We start from the raw sequence: 26,483 nt of genomic DNA, 5'->3' as shown, positions 1-26,483 counted from the left end.
TAAATGGACATTCTCAACAAACGGAGTTTCAATAATGGGAAGATACGGAATACCATGTATAGGATTTGGACCAGGAAAAGAAGAAGAAGCGCATGCTCCAAATGAAAAAACATGGAAAGAAGATTTAGTAAGATGTGCAGCAGTTTATGCAGCAATGCCAACAATATACTGTAGAGACAATAAATAAAAAAGTAATTTATTAGAAAAATATATAATTTATTAGAGAAAAGGGGAAAAGAAAAATGACTATAATGGAAAAATATATAGAAAAATTAAATGATTTAAAAATTAGTGATATGTATAACAATGATTTTATGTTAACTTGGGAAAAGTCAGATGATGAATTACAAGCAGTATTTACAATTGCAGAAGCGTTAAAAGACTTAAGAAAACATAACATATCACCAAAAATATTTGATAGTGGACTTGGAATATCATTATTTAGAGATAATTCAACAAGAACAAGATTTAGTTTTGCATCAGCTTGTAACCTTTTAGGATTAGAAGTTCAAGATTTAGATGAAGGTAAATCACAAATAGCTCATGGAGAAACAGTTAGAGAAACTGCTAATATGATTTCATTTATGGCTGATATTATAGGTATTCGTGATGATATGTTTATCGGAAAAGGAAATACTTATATGAGAGAAGTATCAAAAGCTGTTCAAGAAGGACATAAAGATGGTGTTTTAGAACAAAGACCAACACTTGTTAATTTACAATGTGATATAGACCATCCAACTCAAGCAATGGCAGATGCTCTTCACTTAATTAATGAATTTGGTGGAATTGAAAATCTTAAAGGAAAGAAAGTTGCTATGACTTGGGCATACTCTCCATCATACGGAAAACCATTATCAGTACCTCAAGGTATTATCGGACTATTAACTAGATTTGGTATGGACGTTGTACTTGCACATCCAGAAGGATATGAAGTAATGGAAGAAGTTGAAGAAGTAGCAAAAGAAAATGCTAAAAAATCAGGTGGATCATTTACAAAAACTAACTCAATGGAAGAAGCATTTAAAGATGCTGATATAGTATATCCAAAGAGCTGGGCTCCATTTGTAGCTATGGAAAAACGTACTGAATTATATGCTCAAGGAGACCAAGAAGGTATAGATAAATTAGAAAAAGAATTATTAGCACAAAATGCTAATCATAAAGATTGGGCATGTACAGAAGAGTTAATGAAATTAACTAAAGATGGAAAAGCACTTTACATGCATTGTTTACCAGCTGACATTACTGGAGTAAGTTGTAAAGAAGGAGAAGTAGATGGATCAGTATTTGATAGATATAGAGATCCACTATACAAAGAAGCAAGCTTTAAACCATATATTATTGCTGCAATGATTTTCTTAAGTAAGGTTAAGAACCCACAAGAAGTTTTAGCTAAATTAGAAGCTCAAAATAAAATGAGAGAATTTAAGTAAAAAATAATTAATGTAGGCTCTTATTAAATCAATTAAAAAGAATTAGTAGGAGCCTATAATTTACTTTTATAGTAAAGTGTATTTTAAAATTATAGGTAGGGGGAGAATTTATGAAAAAGATAGTAATTGCATTAGGTGGAAATGCATTAGGAAATAATTTAGAAGAGCAAATGGTTTCAGTTAAATCTACTGCTAAAGCTATAGTAGATCTTATAGAAGAAGGAAATCAAGTTGTTGTTTCTCATGGAAATGGACCACAAGTTGGTATGATAAATATTGCAATGAATGATTTTATTAAACAAAATCCTAAATATACTACTTGTCCAATGTCTGTATGTGTTGCAATGAGTCAAGGATACATAGGATATGATTTGCAAAATAGTATAAGAGAAGAGCTTTTAAATAGAAATATAAATAAACCTGTTTCTACAATAATTACTCAAGTTGAAGTAGATCCTAATGATAAAGCTTTTGAAAATCCAACAAAGCCAATTGGAAGCTTTATGACAAAAGAGGAAGCTGATATTGCAATAAAAAATGGAGAAAAAGTAATTGAAGATTCAGGTAGAGGATATAGAAAAGTTGTTGCTTCACCAAAGCCAGTAAGTATTGTAGAGATAGATACAATTAAAGCTTTAGTTGAAGATAATCAAGTTGTAATAGCTTGCGGTGGTGGTGGAATTCCAGTAGTCAAGGAAGGAAATGAACTACATGGAGCAAGCGCTGTAATAGATAAGGATTTAGCAAGTTGTACATTAGCAAAAGAATTAGATGCAGATTGCTTAATTATTTTAACAGCAGTAGAAAAAGTTGCTATAAATTTTGGTAAAGAGAATGAAGAGTGGCTTGAAGATGTTAGTATTAGTGAAATAAAAAAATATTTAGATGAAGGTCATTTTGCACCAGGATCTATGAAGCCTAAGGTTGAAGCTGCTGTTGATTTTGCAGAATCTAAAAAAGGTAGATACTCATTAATTACACTTCTTGAGAAAGCAAAAGATGGTATAGCTGGAAATACGGGAACAAGAATAAAGAATTTATAAACTTTAAACATATTATACGATTATATGTAAACGTATAATATGCATCTTGATTTATGGGGGGACTCTTATGCAATTAAATGAGAAATCTTTACTTTTCCAATTTGATGGAAGACCAAGTTTAAAAGAAATAATACCATTAGGCTTACAACATGTTGTAGCGATGATAGTAGGATGTGTTACACCTGCGATTATAGTAGCTGGAGTATCTAATTTAGCTCCACATGATAAAATATTACTTATTCAAACATCACTTATATTTTCAGGAATTGCAACCTTAATTCAATTATTTCCTTTGTTTAGGAAGATTGGTTCTGGACTTCCAATAATTATGGGTGTCAGTTTTGCTTATGTACCAACACTTACAGCTATAGCAGGTGAATTTGATATAGCAACTATATTTGGTGCACAAGTAGTTGGTGGAATTGTTGCTATTATATTTGGTATTTTTGTAAAGAAATTAGCTAAATTTTTCCCATTAGTAGTTACAGGAACAGTTATATTTTCAATAGGATTATCATTATATTCTGTTGCAATTAAATATATAGCTGGTGGCGCTGGAAGTCCAGAGTTTGGTTCACCAAAAAACTGGGCAGTTGCTATGATTACTCTAGCGGTGGTAGTTTTTTTAAATCACTTTACAAAAGGTACATTAAAACTTGCGTCTATATTAGTTGGAATAGTAGTAGGATATATCGTGGCACTATTTTTAGGCATGATTTCATTTGATTCAGTTGCTTCTGCTGGATATTTTGAAATGCCAAAGTTTATGCATTTTGGCATGACATTTAATGCTACAGCAATTATATCTATGGTTATAATGCATATTGTAAATTCAGTACAAGCAATTGGAGACCTTTCAGCTACAACAGGTGGTGGTATGGATAGAATGCCAACTGATGAAGAGTTATCAGGAGGAATTATTGGTAACGGGGTTTCAAGCATACTAGGATCTTTCTTTGGTTGTATGCCAACAGCTACATTTAGTCAAAATGTTGGTATTGTAACTGTTAATAAAGTTATAAATAGATCAGTATTTGTTTTTGCATCAATAGTAATTATTATATCTGGTATAGTACCTAAGTTCTCAGCTGTATTAACTAGTATACCTCAATGTGTACTTGGAGGAGCTACTTTATCTGTATTTGCAACTATAACAATGACAGGAGTTAAGATGATTGCACAAAGTAAACTTACAAATAGAAATGTTGCACTTGTTGGTTTATCAGTTGCACTTGGAGTTGGTATAGTACAAGTTCCAGATTCATTAGCATTATTCCCAAGCTGGGCAATATCTATATTTGGAAAATCATCTATAGTTGTAACAACATTAGTTGCAATATTCTTAAATTTAGTTTTACCTAAAGATAAGGAAGAAACAACTCCAGAAAAAGATATAGAAAGTGCTGAAGAAGTAGAAAAAGAACTTGAGAAAAAGAGTGAAGAAGTTGTTCAAGTATAAAATTTAGTTTACATTTTAAATATTAGGTGGTAGAAGATTATATTGAATAACTTTCTAGCACCTATATTTTTGTACAAATAATTAATTATCAAGGAATGTATTATATGAAAAATATATTTTTAACAGGAATTAGTGGTTGTGGAAAGACTACTTTAATAAATAAAATATTAGATGATTTAAATATTAAATATAGTGGGTATAGAACAAAGCCTTATTATATAAAGGATTTAAATAAAGGATTTTATATGGAAGGGTATATAAAATCTACAAATAATTTTAGTCCTATTTCTATAAAATTTGAAAATAAAAAACCAATTCCAATATTAGAAACATTTGAAGTTTTAGGATGTGAAATATTAAGAGAAAGTATTAATGATTTAAATTCAAAATTAATACTTATGGATGAAATAGGAGTATTAGAAGATAAAGCTTTAAATTTTAAAAATGAAATTATAAGATCCATTGAATCCCAAAAAATTGTTTTGGGTGTTATAAAAAAGAAAGATAATGAATTTTTAAATTATTTAAAAGAAAGAAAAGATATAGTTGTATTTGATATAGAAAATACAACTAATAAACAATTAGAAGAAATATATTTTTATATTATAAATGAAATAAAAGATTATTTATAAGAAAGAGAGAATTATTATGAGAAAATATAAAAAGTTTACGGCGTTAATATTATGTTTAATATTTTTTACTGGAGTTTTAGGAGCTTGTAGTAGTGATTCAGGTAAAGATAATAAAGAAAGCAAAAATACTGTAGTAGTTACAGATGCTTTAGATAGAAAAGTCGAAATAAAAGGAACACCAGAGAGAATTGCATCATCTTATTATATATCAACAGCACTATTAGTTTCACTTGGAGTTCAAGATAAATTAGTTGCTGTAGAAGGAAAAGCTAAGTCTAGAGAACTTTATAAAATGGCTGCTAAAAATATACTTAATCTACCTTCAATAGGAAATGCCAAAAATATAAATGTTGAAGAAATTGCAAAACTTAAAGCTGATTTAGTTATAATACCAACAAGATTAAAGAATTTTATTCCTCAACTTGAAAAACTTAATATACCAGTAATAGCAATTGAACCTGAAACATTAGATGGTTTTATTAACACTGTAAATGTTATTTCAAAAGCTGTTGGAAAAGAAGAAAGAGGAAAAGAATTAGTTGATTATTATAATAAAACTATAGATAAAGTAAAAGATTTAACAAAAAATATTAAAGATAAGAAATCAGTTTACTTATCAGGAACTAGTAATGTACTTAGAACTTGTACAGGAAAAATGTATCAAAATTATTTAATTGAAACTTGTGGAGGAGTAAATGTAACATCAAACTTAAAAGATGGATATTGGGCTAATATATCAGTTGAAGAACTTATAAAATATAACCCAGATAAAATTTATATAGTACAATATGCAGATTACTCAAAAGATGATGTATTAAAAGATAAGAGACTTCAAGGTATAAATGCTATAAAAAATAAACAAGTGTATGTGTTCCCATCAAAAATAGAACCTTGGGATTATCCAACACCTAGTTCAGCACTTGGTATGTTATGGACTGTTAATAATTTATATCCAGAAGTATATTCAAGTAAAGAGTATGAAAAAGCAGCAAAAGATTTTTATAAGAAATTTTATAATATTGAAGTAAATAAGGAAGATATAGGATTATAATGAAAAATCACAAAAAGGCAATATATATAGTTATACTACTTTTGCTTATTTTTATTACTTTATTTACAGGCAGATATAAACTTGATTTAAAAGATCTTATAGTTAATTTTAAAGATAGTCAAGATTTTATGATTTTATTTAATATAAGATTACCAAGATTAATTTTAGTTGTTATAAGTGGAGCAGCTTTAGCTTTATCAGGAATGGTGTTTCAGAATATATTTCAAAATCCATTAATATCACCTGATGTATTAGGATTAACATCTGGATGTTCTTTAGGAGCTGTTATTGCAATACTTTTTATGGGGGCAAATCCTATAGCAATACAAATAAATTCTTTTGTTTTTGGAATTTTATCTGTGGTGTTTTCGTTAATCTTGGCAAAGAATGTTAAGGAAAATAGAATGTTAGCTTTAGTTATATCAGGAATTGTAACAGGAGCAATAGCATCTGCTTTCATAATGATATTTAAATATTTTGCAGATCCTTATAAAGAACTACCATCAATTGAGTATTGGCTTATGGGAGGGTTTCATAATAGTACATGGAAAGATGTCTTTTATGTAATACCTATAGTTATAATTTGTGTTATTGCAATAAATTTAATTAAGTGGCAATTAAAAGTGGTTACTATGGGTGATACTCAAGCAAAACTTTTAGGAGTAAATTTGAAAAGAATTAGAATATTAGCAATTTTCTTTTCTACATTACTTGTATCTTCAGTAGTTTCAGTTGCTGGAATAGTTAGTTGGATTGGGTTATTAGCACCCCATATAGTAAAACTTCATTCAAGTAATGATATAACAAAAACAATATTTTTAACTCTTTTAATGGGATCAATATTACTTCTTGTTGCTGATACTTTAGCAAGGTCAATAAGTAGTACAGAAATACCTATAAGCATATTAACATCTTTAGTTGGTGCTCCATTTTTAGTGTATCTTATTAATAAAAGGGGCGATAAAAATAGAATTGGATGATAGATTAATATTAAAAAATATAAATGTCAATTATGGAAGTGTAAAAGTTTTAAAAGATATAAATATGGTTTTAAAACCAGGTGAGGTAAATACGCTTATAGGGTTAAATGGAGCAGGTAAAACAACACTTTTAAAATCAATATGTGGAATATTAGACAATGTATCAGGAGATATATTTTTAAATAATATAAATATAAGAGATTTAAAGGATAAAGACAGAGGAAAAATGATATCTTTTATTCCACAAAATATTCATAGTAATCAGGATTATTCTGTAGAAGATATAGTTACTATGGGAATTACACCTTATTTGAGTATATTTGAAATGCCTTGCAGTGAACACTATGAAAAAGCTAGAGAAATTTTAAAAGAACTTAATTTATATCATTTAAAGGATAAATGTATAGGTGACTTAAGTGGTGGTGAAAGACGTATGGTTTATTTAGGAAGAGTGCTTATGCAAAGGAGTAAAATTGTCTTATTAGATGAACCAAATACATTTTTAGATTGTGTAAGACAACACGACCTATTTAAATTTATGATACAATTAATTAAAGAAAAAAATTTGATATCGTTATTTACATTACATGATATTAATTTAGCTCTTAGATATAGTGATAAAATATATATATTAAATGAAAATAAGATTACAGAAGTTATAGACTGTAGAAAAAAAGGTTATGAAGAAAAACTTATTAATGAATTAAGAAGAGTTTATTCAAAAGACTTTTCTATAATAGAAACAAAAGTAGGTCCTATGCTTATATATTAATAAAAACACCTCCCAAAAATTAATTTTTGAGAGGTGTTTTTCAATTAATAGTGAACTCTTATAATCCAAAATTTCATGTTTTTATCACTCCAACCTAAATCCCAAGGGACATCGTTTCTATCGGTATTATGGCAAGTTACTAGAGGGTAACCTTTACTATCTAATCCTGTTATAACAGAAACATGTGTAATATCACCTTTTTTTTCGTATGCAATAAAATCTCCAGGTAATAATTTAAATGATAATTTATAAACTTGTTCATATTTTCCTTTAGTAATTAAGCTAGCTCTACCACTATAAAGCATATAGTTAGTAAATTTTCCTGCATTTATCCAAGGTGCTGTTGCACTACCTTTTTTATCATAATTCCAAGTAGCATTTTTAGAGAATTTTCCACCCTCATATAAAATCTGAGAAGCAAAATTTGCACAATCTCCACCTTCTGAATTAAAGTCTTTATAATTTTTATTGTATATTAATCCAAGATTAGTATCATGGGCTAATCCACAATACTTTTTAGCATAATGAATTGCACCTTTTCTTCTTTCATTAAGATTTTTTAAATTTTTTGGATTTTGTTCATTAATATATTTAGTTATTTCAGTAGTTTTTAATGATTCTAATTTTAATGAATCTGCAAATGGATCTTTATACCATTCTTTAACTATTGACCATTTATTATTGTTTTTTATTAGTTTAAGATAATGATAAGTTCCAATTTTTGATTTATTTATTTCCTTGGGAATATCCTTATAAATATAGTTATATTCGGTATTACAGATTATAGCAAATGAAGCTTCATCTTTTTTTATTGTTGATTTTTTTATTAATATGTTTGGCTTTATAAGAGTAAATTCAACACCTTGTTTTTTTGCCCAATTATCTATGTATTTAACTTTTTTTTCTTCGTATTCATAAGCCCATTTTCCATATTTTGTGGATGTGTCATATAGAGACTCTATTCCTTTTAAATCTTTTGTAAGGGTCGCTTTACTTCTAGTTATAAAAATATTTTTAACTAACGCATTCATTTCTTCTTTAGATGGTGTATTTTCTACAGGGTTATCTTCTTTTTTATTTGAGTCATCTTCTGAAAAATTTGAGAAAGTAGCTATATTAGTTAACTTTTCTTCAATTAAAGATATATAATTTTTATTTTCAGCAGATAAAGGAACTCCTTCAAACCAATTATTAGAAGAATTGTTATTTGCAAAGTATTTAGACTTTAATATTATTTCAGGTCTATATTCAAAATGAAGTATATCGAAGTATCCCCATTTACCGCCCCAAATAAAATTATTATCTTCAAATATTTTAACTAGACCTTTTGGATATTCAGTTAATCTTTTTTCTCCATTTTCCTTTGAAGTCCATTTCCAGTAATCTCTATCATCACGTTTTAAATCAATGGCTATTCCATAAGAATGTGGACTTAGCCTTGAGGTACCTGATATAATTCTATAATTATAAGTACCACTTGCTGGATAAAGTATATTATTTATATCGGTTCTTGTTTTACCAAGAGTTATTGCTTCTTTAAGAGCTGTTTCTAATGAGGTATTTGCATTGTTTTGTTTATTAAATTGGTAATTTGGATATCCATATTTTAAATTAGTTAAATTTTTTTCAATTGAAGCTCTTGAAGATCCATAAACTTCGTTTAGAAGACCATAGTGTCTTATTCTTCCAGGGTTAAATTCTTTAGATATAGTATCAGGTTTATCAAGCGGATAAACTTGTTCTAACATATCTTGTATATCTGGATTATTAAGTTTTTCATCTTGGGATTTTTCTTTTTTATCATCATAAATCAATTTTTTACCTGATTTTAAAATTAAATAAACTTTATTATCTGATATTTCTAAATTTGTTATGTATCCAGGATATGCCAGCATTATAGTTAATATATCTTGTTTCATTTCTGTTAAATAATCTTTTTTTTCAGAAGCTTTTGGTAAAAATTCTATAGTAAAGCTAATTAATAAAAATAAAATAAAGACTTTAAAAAATTTTTTCATATTATTACCTACCTTTTTAAAAGTATCAAAAATAGTTTAACCTTAATCAAATATTTTTATATGTGGTAAAATAATAATAAAATTAAATTTATATATGGAAGAAGGTAACTATTATGAGTTTACAAAGTATATATGAAGAATATAATAATTCTAGAAAAGAATATATTAAATTAGTAGAAGATCTGGCTAAAGATAATTTAGGTGATTTTAATGATGAAACTTTAAAATCTTTAAAGGATTATAAGAAAAAATTCGGAATATTAATGGAAAGAGCTAGTGAAATAGAAATAAATGATGAAAATGAAATTAATTTAAAAGATTTAAAGTATTTAATTTTAGATACAATATTTTTATCTTCAGATCTTATGTATTTTTATGAATTAAAAGAAGTCGAAAGATTTAAAATGAGAGTTATAAATTTTATAAATAAGCAAAGAAGAGTAGAGTTTGGAATGAAATAGGTTTTATGGAGGAACAAAAGATGAAAGATTTGAATATTGACTTTAATAAAACAGCCTTAGTTATTATAGATTTACAGGAAGGCATTGTTTCAGGTTTTAATGGACAAGATGTAGTAAATAATACAAAAAAAGTGCTTGATATATTTAGAGAAAACAATGGATTTGTATCATTTGTTCATGTTGATTTTCATGATGAAAAAGATATGTTAAACCCTAAAACAGATAATTATAGTAAAGTTTCTTTACACAACAAGGAATGGGCAAATTTTGCAGAAGAATTAGAAGTTAAAGATAATGATTATAAAGTAAAGAAAAGACAATGGGGAGCATTTTTTGGAACAGATTTAGATTTAGAACTTCGTAGAAGAAAGATAGATACAATTGTATTGTGTGGAATATCAACTAATATAGGAGTTGAAAGCACAGCACGTCAAGCTTATGAACGTGGATATAATCAGATTTTTATAAAAGATGCAATGAAATCTTCAAATGAAGAAGCTCATAATTGTACTATTAAATATATATTTGAGAGAATCGGAAAAGTTAGAACTACAGATGAGTTTATAAAAGAAGTGTAAAATATTTTAGGGTGATTTAAATGAATTTTATTAAACACTTTAAAACAATTACTAATCATAAATTGTTAGTTATGAAGTATTGTTTTAAAATTGGACTTTATAAGCAAGGTTTGCTTCATGATTTATCAAAATATTCATGGGTAGAATTTAAAGCTGGAATAAAGTATTATAGAGGAATTGAAAGTCCAAATGGGATACAAAAGAAATTAGAAGGAGTATCTACTGCTTGGTTACATCATAAGGGAAGAAATAAGCATCATTTTGAGTATTGGATAGATTATGGTGTTAGTCCTAAAGATGGACTACAAGGAATGAAAATGCCTAAAAATTATGTTGTTGAGATGTTCATTGACAGAATGAGTGCTTCAATGAATTATCAAAAAGAAAAATATAAAGATAAAAGTGCTTTAGAATATTATGAAGTAAGGAAGCAATACTATATATTACATAAAGATACTAGAAAATTATTAGAGGATTTACTTAATAAATTAGCTGATGAAGGTGAAGATAAAACTTTAAGTTATATAAAAAATGTAGTTTTAAAAGATGACTTTGAAGTTTAATTTTATTTATAAATTTAGGAGATATATTTATGAGATATGTTATAGTTTCTGTAGTTAAGGGAAAAGCAGGACAATTCAATGATAAGATTAGAAGAGATGTATTTAAAAAATTTAAACTTAAATCATCAAAGCTTCCAGCACATTTTACTATAAAATCACCATTCGAATATGATGGAGATATAATAGAACTTGAAGAGTGCATTGAAAATTTTATAAAGAAAGAAAAAAGAGCTCCGTATATATTAGATGGTTATGATCATTTTGATGATAGGGTAATATATATGAAAGTTTATATGTCAAAAGAAGGTAGAGAATTACATGATAGACTTATAGGAAATATGAAAGGAGTATCATATATAAATTTTGATGATAAAGATTTAAAAGATAAAGTTTTTCATGTAACAGTAACGTCTAAAAAAGTTAGACCTCTATTTAAAGAAGCATTTAATTATGTAAAAGAGTATCCTTATAGATTTGATTGTTATTTTGATAATATATGTATATACAAATGGGAAAATAATATTTGGAAATTACATAAAGAATTTAATATAAAAAAATAAAGTTTAAATTATGAGATAAGAGCCACATTTAATAAAGTTTTATTAAAATGTGGCTCTTATCTTTTTATATTTAAAGAAATAAAATAAAGTAAATAGAATTTTTAAGGAAGTGAATCTAATGAAAATAGGTGTTTTAATGGGTGGGGTATCTGATGAGAGAGATATTTCATTAATGTCAGGAAATGAAGTTTTAAAATATTTAAATAAAGATAAGTATGAAGAAGTAATTCCTATAATAATAAATTCAAAAAAGGATGTTATAGAAAAAGTTAATAATATTGATTTTGCTTTTTTAGCTCTTCATGGTAAATTTGGAGAAGATGGAATAATACAAGCTGTATTAGATACTATGGGAATTTTATATAGTGGATGTAATGTTATGACTAGCTCTATATGTATGAATAAAAATATAGCTAAAAAAATATTGAAGGCTGAAGGAGTATATACAGCACCTTGGATTACAGTTAAAAATATTAATGAAATTGATTATAACAAGTTAGAAGAAATAGGATATCCATTGTTTATAAAGCCTAATAATGGTGGTTCAAGTATAAATACTTTTTTTATAAAAAATAAGGATGATGTAAAGAAGGCTGTATTAAAAGTTTTAAAATGTGATAATGAAGTTATGATAGAAAAATATATTAAAGGATATGAAGTATCTTCTTTTATATTAAATGGTGAAGTATATCCAACTGTAGGTATAAAACCAAAGATAGGAGAGTTTTTTGATTTTGAATCAAAATATAAAGATGATGGTGCAGAAGAGAAAGTTATTAAATTAGAAAAAAATATACAAAATAGAATAAATGATATGTCTAAAAAAATATGGAATACTTTAGAGTGTAAAGGATATTGTCGTGTAGATTTTATAATAAGTAATAATAAACCATACTTTTTAGAAGTAAATACTTTACCTGGTATGACTTCAAATAGTATAATTCCTAAAAGTGCAAAAGCAAGAGGTATAAGTTTTACAGAATTATTAGATAAAATAATAGAGTACTCTATATAATTGTAAAATTTATATAAATATATGTTTTTATGACTTTAAATTATGTATAATAGTATAATCATAATTTAGGGGGAGCAGCATGAAGTTATTTTTAAAATCACTATTAGGAATAGTAATTATTTTATTAATAGTAGTTATAGGATATGTTATATTTATGATTATATCTGATTATAGACCAGAAGCTAAGGAAACAGTACAAATTGATAATAACCAAAAGAAAAACTTAGAGTTTAATAAAGAATATACATTAACCACATTTAATGTTGGATATGCAGGAATGGATAAAAATGTTGATTTCTTTATGGATGGTGGAACTATGTCAAGGGCTATAAGTAAAGACGCAGTTTTAGAAAATTTAAATGGTATAGAAAATATAATGAAAAATCTAAATTCAGATTTTTACTTTTTACAAGAATTAGATAAAAAAGCAACTAGAAGTTATAAGGTAAATGAATATGAAAGTATAAAAGATAAATTCACAAATTATAGCACTTCTTTTGCAAAGAATTTTGATGTAGCGTGGGTTCCACTTCCATTAACACACCCACATGGTCAAGTTTTAAGTGGAATAATGACTATGTCAAAATTTGATTTTAATTCAGCGATAAGATATGATTTGCCAGGAAAAGAAAGCTTTTTTAGACAATTAGGAGATCTTGATAGATGTATGTTGGTAAATAGAACAAAGCTTTCAAATGGCAAAGACCTTCTTTTAATAAATGCTCATCTTTCAGCTTATGATAAAGGTGGAAAGGTTAGAAAGGTACAGTTAGGATTTATTCAAGAGTTTGTTGAAAATGAATATAAAAAAGGAAATTATGTGATACTTGGAGGAGATTGGAATCATGAACTTCCAGGAACAGATGCATTTAATTTTAAAACAACAGAATCACATCCTGAATGGCTTCAAAAAATACCAGATACTTTTGTACCTTCAGGTTTTAAAATTTATGCAGATAAAAATACACCAAGTAATAGAACAGTTATGAAACCATATGTTGAAGGTGAAAATTTAAAATCTGTAATTGATGGTTTTATGGTATCAGATAATATAGAAGTTAAAAAAATTAATGGAAAAGATTATAATTTTAGATATAGTGATCATAATCCAGTAACACTTACATTTAGTTTAGAAAAATAATAAAAAAGACTATAATTTTTCATAGTCTTTTTTATTTTTATGTTATAAGTTTATTGAAAATTTATATATTATTACAAATTTTTTACTATAATAATAATATAGGAAAGTAAGAGGAGGAATTGAGATGTTGATAAAAAGTCAAGATAAAAAAACATTAGGAGATTATGTTGAGCTTAGAGCAAGAAAAGAATTTGGGAAAAATAAGGGGATTATATATGGAATAACATCAGGAACTGTAGATATAAGCGATGCTACTGTTGTTGGAGTTTTTAAAACAGAAGAAGATGCCATAAATGAATTAGAGAAAATTTGTAAAGAAATTAAAACTAATCCAAACAATATATATGAAGTATCAGAAAATATTTAGGAGGAATTTAAATTATGCCAATGTTAAAATTTAAAGGAATAAATAAAGAAGAGGTTAAAAAAGAAAGTAAAAGGATGATAGATGAACTTGTAGAAATAATGGAATGTCCAAGAGATTATTTTACTATTGAATTAAATGATAACGTTTTTGTTATGGATGGAGAAGAAGTAATGCCATCACCAATAATAGATATTTATTGGTTTGATAGAGGACAAGAAGTTCAAGATAAAGTAGCCAAAACTTTAGATGAAATATTTAGGGATAGTAGAGAATGTTTAGAAGTTGTTTTTTATAATTTAGATAAGAATTGTTATTATGAAAATGGAGAGCATTATTAATAGTAAATATTAGTATTTATCAAGAAATTATCAAATAAAGTTGAAAGTAAAAAGGAATTATCATATAATAATTATTATTATATGATATTCGGAAGGTGATAAAATGGAAAACAAAATTTTAGAAGTTGGAATGATGGCACCAGATTTTTCTTTAATGGGATCAGACGGAAAAGAACATAAATTAAGTGATTATAGAGGTAAAAGAGTAATATTATATTTTTATCCAAAAGATAATACCCCAGGTTGTTCATTAGAAGCTCAAGATTTTAAGGCTCATCATGAAGCTTTTTTAAATAATAATACAGTTATATTAGGAATTAGTAGAGATTCATTAAAGTCTCATGATAAGTTTATAACAAAATATGATTTACCATTTATTCTTTTATCAGATGAAAGTGAAGAAGTATGTAAATTATACGATGTATTAAAAGAAAAAAATATGTTTGGTAAAAAAGTTTTCGGAATAGAAAGAAGTACATTTGTTATAAATGAAAATGGAAAAATTCAAGATATATTTAGAAAAGTAAAAGTAAAAGGTCACGTTGAGAGTTTATTATAATTAAAAATTTATATGAATTTAAAAAGCTAAGTAATATAATTATTTTACTTAGCTTTTTAAATACTATAATAATGTTTAAGACGCATTATACTTAAGCATATATTTTTATATTTAATTTATTAACAATATAAAAATCATAAAAAAATATTAATTTTATAATTATTTACGGAAAAATATATTTATATATGTCCTTTTTTGATATATACTATTAGTGGTATATATTTTATTAGTGTACTATATTCAAATAATGGAAAAGGGGATAAACAGATGATCGAATTAAAACATGAACTTGGATTAATAGCATTAAAGAGTTGTACTGAACTAGGTAATGCTGTAGATAAATATATCCAAACAAAGACAAATACTAGCGAATCTTTTTTAGTTCCACTTGATGAAATAAGATTTGCAAACGGTGAGGGAAAGGTTAAAATTTCTGAAACTGTTAGAGGTAAAGACATTTATATTTTATGCGATATTGGAAATTACAGTTGTACATATAAGATGAATGGATTTATAAATCACATGGGACCAGACGAGCATTTCCAAGATATAAAGAGAACTATCTCAGCTATAAAAGGAAAGGCTGCAAGAATTACTGTAATAATGCCTCTTTTATATGAATCAAGACAACATAGACGTAAAGGAAGAGAGTCTTTAGACTGTGCATTAGCACTTCAAGAACTTGAAAGATTAGGAGTAGATGAAATCATAACTTTTGATGTTCATGATCCTAATGTACAAAATGCAGTTCCTTTATTATCATTTGAAAATATATATCCAACTTATGATATAGTTAAATCACTTGTAAGCAATGAAAAAACATTAGAACTTCATAGTGAAAACTTACTTGTAATAAGTCCTGATACTGGAGCAATGGATAGAGCTATTTATTATTCAAGTGTATTAGGTGTAGATGTAGGATTATTTTATAAAAGAAGAGATCATTCATTAATAGTTAATGGAAAAAATCCTATAGTTAAGCATGAATACATGGGTAGAGATGTTGAAGGCAAAGATGTTTTAATAGTTGATGATATGATAGCATCAGGAGAATCAGTTCTTGATATAGCATCAGAACTTAAGAAAAGAAATGCAAGAAACGTATATGTTGCAACAACATTTGCATTCTTTACAGAAGGACTTGAAAAATTCAATGACTTCTATGAAAGAGGAATAATAAGTAAAGTTTACTCAACTAACTTAACATATATTCCACAAGAATTAAAGGATTCTAAGTGGTTCCAAGTTGTAGATCTTTCAGAATTCTTATCAAGAATTATAAATAGATTAAATCATGGAAAATCAATAGCTAAATATATGGATGCAACAGAAATAATACGTAGTTTAATAGAGTAATTTGAATATAAATAATACAGCCATCACTTTTTAGTGGTGGCTTTTGTTTTATTTAAAGTAATATTAATAACTTCTGTATGGAAATATAAAAATATAATATTTTTTAATAGAATAAATTGATAAAAGTCTATTTTATTAATAAGAATTGGAGGAGAAGTTTTATGGTTGATGTAAATTTATTAGGGAGTGGCGGAAATATGCCAATGCCAAATAGGTATTTATCAGCTACTCTTATAAATTATGAGGGAAGAAAAATTTTAATAGATTGTGGAGAAGGCACACAAGTATCTATGAAAATATTAGGTACTGGTTTTAAAACTATAGATTTAATTTGTATAACTCATTGTCATGGGGATCATATAATTGGTCTTACTGGGTTATTATCCACAATAGGTAATAGCGGAAGAGAAGAGCCTTTAACGATAGTTGGACCAGAAGGAATTAAAGAAGTAGTTTATGGACTTAGAGTTATTGTAAGATATTTACCTTATGAAGTTAATATTATAGAAAATCCTAAATTTTTAAATTTATGCATTAATGATAAAGGAATAATATTAAGTGATAATAATAAATCAGATATTGTTTTAAAAACTATAGAATGTGATCATTCAACACCATGTATAGGATATAGTTTTTATATTAAAAGAAAAAGAAAATTTTCAGTAGATAAAGCTATAGAAAATAATGTTCCAAAAATATTTTGGAATAAGCTACAAAAAGGAGAAGTAGTTGTAGATAATCAAATGAAATATGAACCTGATATGGTACTTGGAGAAAATAGAAAAGGTATAAAAATATCTTTAATTACAGATAGTAGACCAAAAGAAGATATGATTCCTTTTATTAAAAATAGTGATTTATTTATATGTGAAGGAATGTTTGGAAGTGATATGGACTTAGAAAAAGCTGTAAATAAAAAACATATGATATTTGAGGAAGCGGCTACTCTAGCAAAGGAGGGGCAGGTTAAAAGATTACTTCTAACTCACTTTAGTCCATCTATGTCAGAACCAGAAGCATTTAAAGAAAATGCAAGTAAAGTATTTAAAGACACTATAATTGGAGAAGATAGAATGACTATAAGTTTAAATTTTGAATAAAAATAGATTTTAAAAATTAGTTTAAATTTTAGTTATAGTTATCAAATTAATAAATAATTTCTTATAAATATAAATTATATAATTTTTTATAAGAAAAGGAGCTTAAAAATCAAGCTCCTTTTAAATGTTAAGCTTTTGCCTTAAATTCATTAGAACATTTTTTGCATGTAACAATAACATTTTTATGAATTCTAGGTAATCGAAGTTTTTGTCCGCATCTTGGACATTTAACTATTTTAAATTTTCTTTTTTGGTCAAATTTATATTTTAATATTTTAAAAGATTGTGGAATATGATCAAGTGTCATTCTAGGTAAATTATAAGGAAGACTTTTATTGAATTTTCCAAGTATTTTATTTACTATAGAAACAAATTTATTTAATTCACCAGTTCTTTTATATACATTTTTAGAAAAAGTTCTATAGATTACAAATATAATAAGAGCAAGTCCTAAAAAATTTGTATAATAATTAAATTTAAGAAAAAGACTTATAAAAAGTAAAAATATTGATAATAAGTCAATACCGTATGCACCGTAAAATATATTCATATATACTCTCCTTTTATGTAAATTTATAACATGTTCAAATTTATAATAGGTATTGTACCATATTATAATATATTTTGTAATAATTTATTTAAAAGTAAATAATAAAAATAATCCATTAGCTTCTTAAAAAAACTAATGGATTATTTTTGTTATTTTTCTATTTTGTGACCAGTATTTTCAATACATTGTTCTATTTCTGATGTAGTTGCTGGAGGATTATACATTACCTCAACACTTCCACGAGCAAGGTCAACACAAACGTTATTTACGCCTTCAATTTTTCCAAGGGCATTTTTCATTTGAGTTTTCATTAATTCATTTGCCAGTCCATTAACTATATAATGATTTCTTTCCATAAAAATCACTCCTTTTATATTAAAAGTACAAATATAGTATGTACAAAAATACAATAAATAATATATCAAAAAGGAAATTTCAAAAAAATGTAAAATATAATATAATAATTAGCCTTAGGAGGAATTTATATGTTTGCAGATTTAAATGAGAGAATTAACATATGTAAAGAAAAAATTATATTACAAGAAACTTTAAAAGAAAAAATAAGAAGTTTAGAAATTTTATTAAAGCATAAGGAAGATGAACTGAGTTATTTAAATAAGTTAGTAAATAAGGAGTTAAAAGATGTAATTAAACTTAAGAAAATGTCTATTTACAATATAATATTAACTATATTTAGAAATAAGAAGAATAAACTTTATAAGGAAGAAAAAGAATATCTTGAAGCTAAAGTAAAATATGATGAATGTCTTTTTGTAATAAACCAATATAAAATAGATATGGATTTATTAAGTAAAAGAATAAAAAAATTAAATAGTATAAACGAGGAATATAAAGTGTTGCTTTTAGAAAAATATAATGTAATAAAAGAAAATAGTATATTAGGCCATGATATTCATATTTTAGAAGTTAAAAAGGAGAAATTAATAAAGGAAAAAATTGAACTAAAAGAAGCCATTGTAGAAGGAAATAAATGTATAATTATAATAGATGATATAATTAAAAATTTAGAAAACCTTAATAATTCAATAAAATATGATATAACATTTAATGATTTTTTATTATTAATTAATAAGGATAGTAGAATTGATACTGCAAGAGAAACAGTAAATAAATTAGGATATTCAATAAATAAATTTAAAAAAGAATTGAAAGATGTAAATATGATAGTTAAAGATATAAATTTAAATATAGGAAGCTTTAATTATGCTTTTGATATATTTTTCAATAATATATTTGATGATAGTTCATTTCAAAGAAAAATAAAAGAGAGTTTGATTAAGATGAAAAATATTAAATTAAAAATATGTGATATAAATAGAAAATTAAGTTACAAAAACAATGATATAAAAAATAATATAGAAAAAATAGATTTAGAAATTGAAAAAATAATTGAAAATTTTCAGGATTTGAATTTAATAAATAAAATGATAAGAAGGAGCTAAAGTGGCTCCTTTTTAGTATTAATTAAAAATAAAATATAAGAAATTTTTATTTAAAATAGATTTTTTAGAAATCTTCATAAAATCTACAAAACTTAAAGTTAAAATTAAATCATAATCTTAAAGAGAGGATGGTTATTCTGAATAAATTTAAATTAATAGTTATATTTATATGTATGCTTTTTATAGGTATTTTCATTGGAATAAAGGGAAATTCTTATTTTAATCAGAAAGATAAAAAGGAAGAGGTTAAAGTAAATTCAACCTATGAAAGAATTAAAGCTGATGGAAACATAATAAATAAAAGTTTTAAAAATGGGAAATTAGATCCTTTAATAACTATTGCTGAAAAACATAGTAATTTCAATATTAAATTGGATGGAATAAAAGATAAAGATAAAGTTGTTTTAATAAATACGTATACTGGAGAACAAGTAGAGTTTAATAATGAGGGAAATGGAAAGTTTTCTGCCAAGACAAAACTTGAACCTTCTAAAGATTATGGAATTCTTGTAAATGATCAATTAGCTGGTTCAATAAAAGTTATAGATAGCTTTAAAGATGTTAATATGGAAGATATTTATAATCAAAGTTTAAAATCAATTAGTTGTGGACTTTAGGAGGTAGTAAATGAATTATATAATATTGTTTTTAGAAGGAATAATAACATTTATTTCACCTTGTATATTACCGATGGTTCCTATATATATTTCATATTTTATGGGAGATAATAATAGTGGTAATAAGAAAAATAAAGCACTTATAAATTCATTTGCATTTGTATTTGGTTTTGCATTTATATTTACTTTATTTGGAGGAATGGCTGGTAAATTTGGGAACTTAATTAATGAATATATGAATATTTTTAATATAATATCTGGAATATTATTAATAATATTTGGACTTAACTATATAGGAATATTAAAAATTAAATTTCTTCAAAGAACCTTTAGAATAAAGCAGGAAAGAAAAAATAGTTCAATAGTTTCATCAATATTATTTGGATTTGTGTTTGGGGTTGGATGGACTCCATGTGTAGGACCATTTTTAGGGTCAGCAATGATGATTGCAGCAAATTCAAGCCATACATTAGAAGGGATTAGTATGCTTTTAGTATATAGTTTAGGTCTTGGGATTCCATTTATATTATCAGCTTTATTAATTGATACTTTAAAAGGTACATTTAATTTTATAAAAAGAAATTATAAGATAATAAATATAATTTCTGGAACAATACTTATTCTTATAGGAATTATGATGATGACAGGATATTTAAATAGAGTATTATCATTATTAACATTTTAAGGAGGAGATTTTTTGGTTAATAAAAAAAGACTTATATATATAGTTATAGCGTTCTGTGTATTACTTATAGGTAGTTTTATAGGGTATAAATATTTATCTAAAAACTATGAAAATAGTAAAGAAGGTAAACAGTTTGTAGAAAGTGGGTTTACTGAAAAAGCACCAGAAGAAAAAGCGGAAAAAGCACCAAATTTTATTGCTTATAATAAAGACGGAAAAGAAGTAAAGCTTTCTGATTTTAAAGGTAAAAAGGCAGTTGTAGTTAATTTTTGGGCTAGTTGGTGTCCACCATGTAAAGCAGAAATGCCATATTTTAATGAGGCATCAAAGAAATATAAAAATGATAATGTAGAAATATTAATGGTTAACCTAACAGATGGTATGAGAGAAACTAAAGATAAGGCTCTTGAGTACGTTAAAAAAGAGGATTATAATATGAATATATTGTTTGATGAAAAATTAAATGGTGCAGAAGCTTATAATGTTCAAGCATTACCTAGAACATTATTTATAGACAAAGATGGAAATATACAAAATGATCATACAGGACTCATAACACAAGAAATTCTTAATGATAATATAGAAACTATTATAAGTTAATTATAAATAATAAAGAATCAGTTACTAACTTTATAGTAGGACTGATTTTTTTTATTTGAAAAATAAATATAAGTTAAAAGGTGATTTTATGAATAAAAAAAATAAAATACTTATTGTTGATGATGAGATTAAAATAATTGAAGTAGTAAAAGCTTATCTTGAAAAAGATAATTATGAAGTTTTTATAGCTACTGATGGATATAGTGCATTAAAAAGTTATGATGATAATAAGCCTGATTTAATAGTTTTAGATTTAATGTTACCAGATATTTCAGGAGAAGAAGTATGTAAAATATTAAGAGAAAAATCAGATATTCCAATAATAATGTTAACTGCAAAAGTTGATGAAGAAAATATATTAAATGGATTTAATATTGGAACTGATGATTATGTTACTAAACCTTTTAGTCCAAAGCAACTTTTAGCAAGAGTCAATGCAATAATTAAAAGAACTAAAAGTAATAAATCAAAGCTATCATTTAATAATGGAGACTTGATAATTGATAAAGATAGTTATGAAGTGTTTAAAAACTATAAATTAATAACACTTACACCATCAGAATATAAAATACTTCTTCAATTAGCAGAAAATAAAAATAAAGTTTTTACAAGAGGTGATATTATAAATAAAACTATGGAAGAGGATAACTTTGTTTATGATAGAATAATTGATTCTCATATTAAAAATATAAGATTCAAAATAGAAGATGACAATAAAAATCCAAAATACATTTTAACAGTTCATGGAATTGGATATAAGTTTGGTGGTGATTAATTTTTGAATAAATTAAAATATAGAGTAACATTAATATTTATAGCGTTTTCTTTAATGTTAGTTTTTATGGTAGGTATAATTGCAAATATTTTTATAAAGAAAAATTTTAATAGTTATATAGAAGATAGTATAAATGAGAAAAAGTCAGAAATTATTTCAAATATTTCAAACTCTTATAAATATGGAATTTTTGATAAGGAAAATATAAATACTATTGGATTAAATGCAGCAAAGCAAGGATTTATAATAAAGCTTACAAACAATAATAAAGAAGTAATATGGGATGCAAGAAAAGTAAATAAATTGCTTTGTGAATCAGTTTTGGAAAAAAATAAAGAAAATACAAATAAGATAAATCCAAATATAAATGGTGAAAATACTATAGAAAAAATAAATATAAAAAATAATAATAAAAATATAGGTATTTTACAAATAGAATATATAGGGCCATTTTATTATAATGATTCAGATTTAATATTTTTTGATACATTAAATAATGTTTTAATTGGAGTCTTAATATTAGCAATATTTTTTTCATTAATCATTGGTATAGTTTTATCACACACAATAAGTAAGCCTATAATAAAAGTTATAAATGCTACAAAATTAATTTCAGAAGGAGATTATTCAAAAAAGATTATTTATAAAAATAAAATTGAAGAAATAAATTCTATGGTAAATTCGGTGAATAAATTAGCCTATACACTTAGTGAAGAAGATAAACTTAGAAAAATATTAACTAAAGATATATCACATGAGCTTAGAACTCCATTAACTACAATACAAGTACAAGTTGAAGCTTTAATTGACGGTGTTTTAGAACCAACAGAAGAACGTTTAAAAAGTATTTATGAAGAAATTCAAAGATTAAATAGATTAGTTAAATCTTTAGAAAATTTATGTAAATATGAAGGAGATATAATAAAGTTAAATAAAGAAAAAATTAATGTAAAAGATCTTATAGAAACTTTGTGTATAAATTTTGAAAAGCAAATTTTAGATAAAAATATAAGCTTAAAATTATACTTAAGTAATAGCTTTATAAATGCTGATAAAGATAAAATTAGTCAGGCTATAATAAATATAATATCAAATAGTATAAAGTATACAAATGAGTATGGGCATATAAATATATCATCTTATGAAGATAATGATTATACATATATATCTATAAAGGATGATGGTATTGGAATAAGTGATAATGATTTAAAATATATATTTGAAAGATTTTATAGAGTTGATAAATCAAGAAATAGAAAAACAGGCGGAGTTGGAGTTGGATTAACTATAGCTAAAAGTCTAGTCGAATGTCATGAAGGAAAAATAAAGGTTAATAGTAAACTTAATAGGGGAAGTGAGTTTATTTTACAACTTAAAAAGGAGTAAATATATTTGAAAGTTGAAATGAATAATTAATAATAGTATTATATTCGTATAATATAGATTTGAATATATTGGTTATGTGTTATTGAGATTTTATAATTATAATAATTAAAAGAGGAGAATACTTATTTTATCTCCTCTTATTATTTAAGTAAAAAAGGGAGGCTAGATTTATAGTGGATAATTCAAAAATAAATTATTTTAAAGATTATGGAAGTATTAAAAAAGATGTAGAAGAAGCTACTACATTTTTAAATAATATTAGAGAGACTGGATATTTTAAAGGTGTAAAGGATGAAAAAATATATTATGAAAAGTATATTCTAAAAAATGAAAAAGGCAAGATAGTAATAAGTCATGGGTTTACTGAATTTTTAGGAAAATATGAAGAAATAATTTATTATTTTCTTAAAAATGGTTATTCAGTTTTTGGTATAGAACATAGAGGACATGGAAGGTCTGGAGCCTTTGGGAAATTAGATAAAACTCAAGTTACAGTAGAAAAATTTGATTATTATATTGAAGATTTAAAGAAATTTCTTGATGAAATAGTTAAAGATACTTCAGGAAAAATGTATTTATATGCACACTCAATGGGAGGAGCTATAGGATGTATATTTCTTGAAAGACATAAGGGGTATTTTAAGAAGGCTATATTAAGTACTCCGATGTTTAGAATAAAAACTGGAAAAGTACCACATAAACTAGCTAAATTAATAGCTAAAACAATGGCTAAGTTAGGAAAAGGTGATAATTTTATATTTGGACAAACAGTTTTTGATGATAAATTTGATTTAGAATCAGCTGCAACTTCAAATGAACATAGATATAGAAATTATCATAATAAATTAATAGATAATGAAGAGCTTAGAAGAGGTGGAGGATCATTTACATGGTTAAGTGAGGCCATTTTAGCAACAGAGTATTTAATAGATGAAAAAAATATTTCTAACATAGATATTCCAATATTACTTTTTCAAGCAGGTAGAGATGATTTTGTGGAAGATATAGGACATAATAAATTTAAAGAGTTATATAAAGATTGTAAATTAGTTAGATTTGATAATGGAAAACATGAATTATACTTAGAAATGGATGATATATTGCATGATTATCTAGATACTATATTTAATTTTATAGAATAATATATTAAAGAGAAATATGGGAAATAGTTAATTAGACTTTTGGAAAGTAAGATGATAAAGTAAATATAGAAAAAATAAGCCGTACACTAAAATAAGTGTACGGTTTTAACATATAATATGTATAGGAGGGATTTTAAATGAAAACAAATTATCATACTCATAATTATAGATGTAATCATGCAGTTGGAACAATTAAAGAATATGTAGAAGAAGCTATCAGAGAAGAATTTGATGTTATTGGGTTATCAGATCACTTGCCGCATCCTGGAAAAAATATAGATAATGAAAATAGAATGAAATATGAAGAGCTTCCAGAATATTTTAAAGAAATTGATGAAGTAAAAGAAATGTATGGAGATAAAATAGAAATAAAAAAGGGAATAGAATGCGAATATTTTCCAGACTTTTTATGGCTTTATGATGAGCTAAGAGAAAAATTTAAGGTTGATTATTTAATACTTGGAGCTCATTTTTTTCCTTATAATGGGAAGTGGTTTTATATAGGAAGTTATTTAACACCAGATAGTTTAGAAAAATATGTTGATTTTGTAATTGAATCAATGGAAAGTGGACTATTTGATTACATAGCTCACCCAGATGTATTTGGAATTGGATATAGAGATTGGGATGAGTATTCAGTTAAGGCATCAAGAAGAATATTAAAAAAAGCAGAGGAACTTGATATGCCTATAGAAATAAACATAAATGGATTCAAAAAGAGAAGAATAAAGTATAATCATGGTGAAAGATATATGTATCCAATAAGAGAATTTTGGGAACTCTCTAAAGAATATAATGTAAGAAGAATAATAGGTGTAGATGCACATAAACCTAAAGATATGAGAGATTTTCAAATGGCTATAGATTTTGCAAAAGAATTAGGATTGGAAGTTATTGATAATATAGACTTAAGAAAATAAAAAGTAGGGATATATTTAATCCCTACTTTATTTATTTAAATATTCTTCTAAAGTTATTCCACTGTTATTAATTTTTTCGGCAGTATCTTTTCCTACATATCTTAAATGCCAAGGTTCATAATTATATCCAGTTATAGTTTCTTTACCTTTAGGATATCTTAAAATAAATCCAAATTCACTCATATGTTCTTTTAACCATTTAAATGTTTTTGTATTTTCGAAGCCTTCATTTAAGTTATTATATTCATTCGATAAAACATCCACTGCAAGTCCAGTTTGATGTTCACTATGACCAGGTTTAGCTACATATTTTTCAGCATGATTATATCCATTTCTTTGTTTGCTATTATTAAATACTGAAACTTGATAATCATAAGACCTAAAACCAGATATACCTTTAAGAATTATATTATCTTTAGCAGCTGCTATAAACATATTTTCAAAAGAGGTAGCGGCATCTTTTCTAAGAGGTTGTTGCATTTTAAGAGAATGATTATTATAAGTAGCTTCAGGAATTACAAGGTCAGAAGGCTTATAAGAGCTATCAACAGAGTATTTCTTATTTACTAATAAAATATTAGTTATGTTAGAAGAAGTTTTTATATCTTTTATATTTTCTTTAGTTTGTTTCATTTTGTTTTCATTAGATTCTGTTATTTTTGAGTTATTATAATTTTTATGAATATATCCACTTAAAAAAGTGGTTAAACTAAGGGTAATTAAGAATATTAATATTAATTTCAAAACTCTATTTTTAATTTTAGTTCTTTTTTTGTATCTTTTTCTTCTCATAAATTTTCAACCTTTACTAAATTATATTTATAAAAATAAAAAAATTAAACTTTATATATATTAATGAAAAATAAAAGTTAATTTTTTATAAACTTTAAATTATATTTTATATTATAACATTTAA

The 26,483-nt window shown here is 25.3% G+C and carries 31 protein-coding genes and 1 pseudogene; 27 read left to right on the top strand and 5 right to left on the bottom strand.

Features of this window, described 5'->3' with window-relative positions; all coding sequences use genetic code 11:
* The 8 genes from O212_RS16490 to O212_RS0112890 form a co-directional block, all read left to right on the top strand.
* Positions 1–187 (top strand): M20/M25/M40 family metallo-hydrolase (locus tag O212_RS16490; RefSeq protein ID WP_029699386.1); only part of this gene is annotated, 187 nt, incomplete at its 5' end.
* A gap of 55 nt (positions 188–242) precedes the next feature.
* Positions 243–1,436: a knotted carbamoyltransferase YgeW gene (gene ygeW / locus O212_RS0112920; RefSeq protein ID WP_024615521.1), complete on the top strand. Its 1,194-nt coding sequence runs from the start codon at positions 243–245 to the stop codon at positions 1,434–1,436.
* Positions 1,437–1,546: 110 nt separating this feature from the next.
* Positions 1,547–2,479, top strand: a complete 933-nt coding sequence (arcC, locus tag O212_RS0112915) for a carbamate kinase (RefSeq protein WP_024615520.1) — start codon at positions 1,547–1,549, stop codon at positions 2,477–2,479.
* A 67-nt stretch (positions 2,480–2,546) separates the two neighbouring features.
* Positions 2,547–3,938 carry a nucleobase:cation symporter-2 family protein gene (locus tag O212_RS0112910; RefSeq protein ID WP_024615519.1) on the top strand — a complete coding sequence of 464 codons (1,392 nt, stop codon included), beginning with the start codon at positions 2,547–2,549 and terminating at the stop codon, positions 3,936–3,938.
* Between the two features lie 104 nt (positions 3,939–4,042).
* Positions 4,043–4,570, top strand: coding sequence for a nucleoside-triphosphatase (locus tag O212_RS0112905; RefSeq protein WP_024615518.1), 528 nt, complete (start codon positions 4,043–4,045; stop codon positions 4,568–4,570).
* Positions 4,571–4,586: 16 nt separating this feature from the next.
* Positions 4,587–5,621, top strand: coding sequence for an ABC transporter substrate-binding protein (locus tag O212_RS0112900; RefSeq protein WP_024615517.1), 1,035 nt, complete (start codon positions 4,587–4,589; stop codon positions 5,619–5,621).
* Positions 5,621–6,601, top strand: coding sequence for an iron ABC transporter permease (locus O212_RS0112895; RefSeq protein WP_024615516.1), 981 nt, complete (start codon positions 5,621–5,623; stop codon positions 6,599–6,601). Before O212_RS0112900 ends, O212_RS0112895 begins: the two co-directional genes overlap by 1 nt.
* Complete coding sequence (locus O212_RS0112890) at positions 6,594–7,373, top strand: ABC transporter ATP-binding protein (RefSeq protein WP_024615515.1); 780 nt, start codon at positions 6,594–6,596, stop codon at positions 7,371–7,373. Before O212_RS0112895 ends, O212_RS0112890 begins: the two co-directional genes overlap by 8 nt.
* Positions 7,374–7,417: 44 nt before the next feature.
* Here O212_RS0112890 and O212_RS16965 read toward each other — a convergent pair whose 3' ends face one another.
* Both O212_RS16965 and O212_RS16960 read right to left on the bottom strand, forming a co-directional pair.
* Positions 7,418–8,488, bottom strand: coding sequence for an amidase domain-containing protein (locus O212_RS16965; protein WP_242829576.1), 1,071 nt, complete (start codon positions 8,486–8,488; stop codon positions 7,418–7,420).
* A 6-nt stretch (positions 8,489–8,494) separates the two neighbouring features.
* Positions 8,495–9,391: pseudogene (locus O212_RS16960) on the bottom strand (M15 family metallopeptidase); the annotation flags it as partial.
* Positions 9,392–9,504: 113 nt separating this feature from the next.
* Between O212_RS16960 and O212_RS0112880 the strand changes: the two are divergent.
* From O212_RS0112880 to O212_RS0112830, 11 genes are all read left to right on the top strand, one after another.
* The gene (locus O212_RS0112880; RefSeq protein WP_024615513.1) at positions 9,505–9,852 is read left to right on the top strand and encodes a hypothetical protein; all 348 of its coding nucleotides are present in this window, start codon (positions 9,505–9,507) and stop codon (positions 9,850–9,852) included.
* 20 nt (positions 9,853–9,872) lie between these two features.
* Complete coding sequence (locus O212_RS0112875) at positions 9,873–10,430, top strand: isochorismatase family protein (protein WP_024615512.1); 558 nt, start codon at positions 9,873–9,875, stop codon at positions 10,428–10,430.
* A gap of 20 nt (positions 10,431–10,450) precedes the next feature.
* Positions 10,451–10,993 carry a DUF5662 family protein gene (locus O212_RS0112870; protein ID WP_024615511.1) on the top strand — a complete coding sequence of 181 codons (543 nt, stop codon included), beginning with the start codon at positions 10,451–10,453 and terminating at the stop codon, positions 10,991–10,993.
* 29 nt (positions 10,994–11,022) lie between these two features.
* Positions 11,023–11,553, top strand: coding sequence for a 2'-5' RNA ligase family protein (locus O212_RS0112865; RefSeq protein ID WP_024615510.1), 531 nt, complete (start codon positions 11,023–11,025; stop codon positions 11,551–11,553).
* A gap of 118 nt (positions 11,554–11,671) precedes the next feature.
* Positions 11,672–12,568: a D-alanine--D-alanine ligase gene (locus O212_RS0112860; RefSeq protein WP_024615509.1), complete on the top strand. Its 897-nt coding sequence runs from the start codon at positions 11,672–11,674 to the stop codon at positions 12,566–12,568.
* A gap of 79 nt (positions 12,569–12,647) precedes the next feature.
* On the top strand, positions 12,648–13,709 hold the full coding sequence (locus tag O212_RS0112855) for an endonuclease (RefSeq protein ID WP_024615508.1): 1,062 nt from the start codon (positions 12,648–12,650) through the stop codon (positions 13,707–13,709).
* A 124-nt stretch (positions 13,710–13,833) separates the two neighbouring features.
* Positions 13,834–14,076 carry a hypothetical protein gene (locus O212_RS0112850; protein WP_024615507.1) on the top strand — a complete coding sequence of 81 codons (243 nt, stop codon included), beginning with the start codon at positions 13,834–13,836 and terminating at the stop codon, positions 14,074–14,076.
* A gap of 14 nt (positions 14,077–14,090) precedes the next feature.
* Positions 14,091–14,414, top strand: coding sequence for a DUF1904 family protein (locus tag O212_RS0112845; RefSeq protein ID WP_024615506.1), 324 nt, complete (start codon positions 14,091–14,093; stop codon positions 14,412–14,414).
* Positions 14,415–14,517: 103 nt separating this feature from the next.
* Positions 14,518–14,973 (top strand): peroxiredoxin, encoded by a 456-nt coding sequence (locus tag O212_RS0112840; protein ID WP_024615505.1) that lies wholly within the window; start codon positions 14,518–14,520, stop codon positions 14,971–14,973.
* Between the two features lie 267 nt (positions 14,974–15,240).
* Entirely contained in the window at positions 15,241–16,329 is a 1,089-nt protein-coding gene (locus O212_RS0112835; RefSeq protein WP_024615504.1) for a ribose-phosphate pyrophosphokinase, read from the top strand.
* Positions 16,330–16,490: 161 nt separating this feature from the next.
* Positions 16,491–17,429, top strand: a complete 939-nt coding sequence (locus tag O212_RS0112830; RefSeq protein WP_024615503.1) for a ribonuclease Z — start codon at positions 16,491–16,493, stop codon at positions 17,427–17,429.
* 127 nt (positions 17,430–17,556) lie between these two features.
* On the opposite strand, the gene O212_RS0112825 is transcribed toward O212_RS0112830, so the two are convergent.
* Positions 17,557–17,979 (bottom strand): hypothetical protein, encoded by a 423-nt coding sequence (locus tag O212_RS0112825; protein ID WP_024615502.1) that lies wholly within the window; start codon positions 17,977–17,979, stop codon positions 17,557–17,559.
* Positions 17,980–18,128: 149 nt separating this feature from the next.
* A complete protein-coding gene (locus tag O212_RS0112820) occupies positions 18,129–18,335 on the bottom strand; it encodes a heavy metal-associated domain-containing protein (protein WP_024615501.1) in 207 nt (68 codons plus the stop codon).
* Between the two features lie 129 nt (positions 18,336–18,464).
* Between O212_RS0112820 and O212_RS0112815 the strand changes: the two genes are divergently transcribed.
* The 8 genes from O212_RS0112815 (at position 18,465) to O212_RS0112780 (ending at position 25,567) form a co-directional block, all read left to right on the top strand.
* Entirely contained in the window at positions 18,465–19,442 is a 978-nt protein-coding gene (locus O212_RS0112815) for a hypothetical protein (RefSeq protein WP_024615500.1), read from the top strand.
* A gap of 128 nt (positions 19,443–19,570) precedes the next feature.
* On the top strand, positions 19,571–20,059 hold the full coding sequence (locus O212_RS0112810) for a hypothetical protein (RefSeq protein ID WP_024615499.1): 489 nt from the start codon (positions 19,571–19,573) through the stop codon (positions 20,057–20,059).
* 10 nt (positions 20,060–20,069) lie between these two features.
* Positions 20,070–20,744, top strand: a complete 675-nt coding sequence (locus O212_RS0112805) for a cytochrome c biogenesis CcdA family protein (RefSeq protein ID WP_024615498.1) — start codon at positions 20,070–20,072, stop codon at positions 20,742–20,744.
* A 12-nt stretch (positions 20,745–20,756) separates the two neighbouring features.
* Positions 20,757–21,344: a TlpA disulfide reductase family protein gene (locus O212_RS0112800; protein ID WP_024615497.1), complete on the top strand. Its 588-nt coding sequence runs from the start codon at positions 20,757–20,759 to the stop codon at positions 21,342–21,344.
* Between the two features lie 88 nt (positions 21,345–21,432).
* A complete protein-coding gene (locus O212_RS0112795) occupies positions 21,433–22,119 on the top strand; it encodes a response regulator transcription factor (RefSeq protein ID WP_024615496.1) in 687 nt (228 codons plus the stop codon).
* 3 nt (positions 22,120–22,122) lie between these two features.
* Entirely contained in the window at positions 22,123–23,505 is a 1,383-nt protein-coding gene (locus O212_RS0112790) for a HAMP domain-containing sensor histidine kinase (protein ID WP_024615495.1), read from the top strand.
* A gap of 173 nt (positions 23,506–23,678) precedes the next feature.
* Positions 23,679–24,647, top strand: a complete 969-nt coding sequence (locus O212_RS0112785) for an alpha/beta hydrolase (protein WP_024615494.1) — start codon at positions 23,679–23,681, stop codon at positions 24,645–24,647.
* A 137-nt stretch (positions 24,648–24,784) separates the two neighbouring features.
* Entirely contained in the window at positions 24,785–25,567 is a 783-nt protein-coding gene (locus tag O212_RS0112780; protein WP_024615493.1) for a histidinol-phosphatase, read from the top strand.
* A gap of 27 nt (positions 25,568–25,594) precedes the next feature.
* On the opposite strand, the gene O212_RS0112775 is transcribed toward O212_RS0112780, so the two are convergent.
* Positions 25,595–26,359: a M15 family metallopeptidase gene (locus tag O212_RS0112775; RefSeq protein WP_024615492.1), complete on the bottom strand. Its 765-nt coding sequence runs from the start codon at positions 26,357–26,359 to the stop codon at positions 25,595–25,597.
* Positions 26,360–26,483 lie beyond the last annotated feature (124 nt).

This window comes from Clostridium sp. Ade.TY, from assembly GCF_000498355.1.
GTDB lineage: Bacteria > Bacillota > Clostridia > Clostridiales > Clostridiaceae > Clostridium.
This window is presented reverse-complemented; position numbering and strand designations above follow the sequence as displayed.

What these genes read in the sequence shown, in the direction of transcription:
- O212_RS0112820 (WP_024615501.1), bottom strand. Translation starts at nt 18,335, where the DNA reads ATGGAAAGAAATCATTATATAGTTAATGGACTGGCAAATGAATTAATG.
- O212_RS0112775 (WP_024615492.1), bottom strand. Translation starts at nt 26,359, where the DNA reads ATGAGAAGAAAAAGATACAAAAAAAGAACTAAAATTAAAAATAGAGTT.
- O212_RS0112860 (WP_024615509.1), top strand. Translation starts at nt 11,672, where the DNA reads ATGAAAATAGGTGTTTTAATGGGTGGGGTATCTGATGAGAGAGATATT.
- O212_RS0112855 (WP_024615508.1), top strand. Translation starts at nt 12,648, where the DNA reads ATGAAGTTATTTTTAAAATCACTATTAGGAATAGTAATTATTTTATTA.
- O212_RS0112910 (WP_024615519.1), top strand. Translation starts at nt 2,547, where the DNA reads ATGCAATTAAATGAGAAATCTTTACTTTTCCAATTTGATGGAAGACCA.
- O212_RS0112780 (WP_024615493.1), top strand. Translation starts at nt 24,785, where the DNA reads ATGAAAACAAATTATCATACTCATAATTATAGATGTAATCATGCAGTT.
- O212_RS0112895 (WP_024615516.1), top strand. Translation starts at nt 5,621, where the DNA reads ATGAAAAATCACAAAAAGGCAATATATATAGTTATACTACTTTTGCTT.
- ygeW (WP_024615521.1), top strand. Translation starts at nt 243, where the DNA reads ATGACTATAATGGAAAAATATATAGAAAAATTAAATGATTTAAAAATT.
- O212_RS0112825 (WP_024615502.1), bottom strand. Translation starts at nt 17,979, where the DNA reads ATGAATATATTTTACGGTGCATACGGTATTGACTTATTATCAATATTT.
- O212_RS0112795 (WP_024615496.1), top strand. Translation starts at nt 21,433, where the DNA reads ATGAATAAAAAAAATAAAATACTTATTGTTGATGATGAGATTAAAATA.
- arcC (WP_024615520.1), top strand. Translation starts at nt 1,547, where the DNA reads ATGAAAAAGATAGTAATTGCATTAGGTGGAAATGCATTAGGAAATAAT.
- O212_RS0112905 (WP_024615518.1), top strand. Translation starts at nt 4,043, where the DNA reads ATGAAAAATATATTTTTAACAGGAATTAGTGGTTGTGGAAAGACTACT.
- O212_RS0112845 (WP_024615506.1), top strand. Translation starts at nt 14,091, where the DNA reads ATGCCAATGTTAAAATTTAAAGGAATAAATAAAGAAGAGGTTAAAAAA.
- O212_RS0112850 (WP_024615507.1), top strand. Translation starts at nt 13,834, where the DNA reads ATGTTGATAAAAAGTCAAGATAAAAAAACATTAGGAGATTATGTTGAG.
- O212_RS0112840 (WP_024615505.1), top strand. Translation starts at nt 14,518, where the DNA reads ATGGAAAACAAAATTTTAGAAGTTGGAATGATGGCACCAGATTTTTCT.
- O212_RS0112875 (WP_024615512.1), top strand. Translation starts at nt 9,873, where the DNA reads ATGAAAGATTTGAATATTGACTTTAATAAAACAGCCTTAGTTATTATA.
- O212_RS0112830 (WP_024615503.1), top strand. Translation starts at nt 16,491, where the DNA reads ATGGTTGATGTAAATTTATTAGGGAGTGGCGGAAATATGCCAATGCCA.
- O212_RS0112805 (WP_024615498.1), top strand. Translation starts at nt 20,070, where the DNA reads ATGAATTATATAATATTGTTTTTAGAAGGAATAATAACATTTATTTCA.
- O212_RS0112900 (WP_024615517.1), top strand. Translation starts at nt 4,587, where the DNA reads ATGAGAAAATATAAAAAGTTTACGGCGTTAATATTATGTTTAATATTT.
- O212_RS0112870 (WP_024615511.1), top strand. Translation starts at nt 10,451, where the DNA reads ATGAATTTTATTAAACACTTTAAAACAATTACTAATCATAAATTGTTA.
- O212_RS0112835 (WP_024615504.1), top strand. Translation starts at nt 15,241, where the DNA reads ATGATCGAATTAAAACATGAACTTGGATTAATAGCATTAAAGAGTTGT.
- O212_RS0112815 (WP_024615500.1), top strand. Translation starts at nt 18,465, where the DNA reads ATGTTTGCAGATTTAAATGAGAGAATTAACATATGTAAAGAAAAAATT.
- O212_RS0112880 (WP_024615513.1), top strand. Translation starts at nt 9,505, where the DNA reads ATGAGTTTACAAAGTATATATGAAGAATATAATAATTCTAGAAAAGAA.
- O212_RS0112810 (WP_024615499.1), top strand. Translation starts at nt 19,571, where the DNA reads ATGGTTATTCTGAATAAATTTAAATTAATAGTTATATTTATATGTATG.
- O212_RS0112865 (WP_024615510.1), top strand. Translation starts at nt 11,023, where the DNA reads ATGAGATATGTTATAGTTTCTGTAGTTAAGGGAAAAGCAGGACAATTC.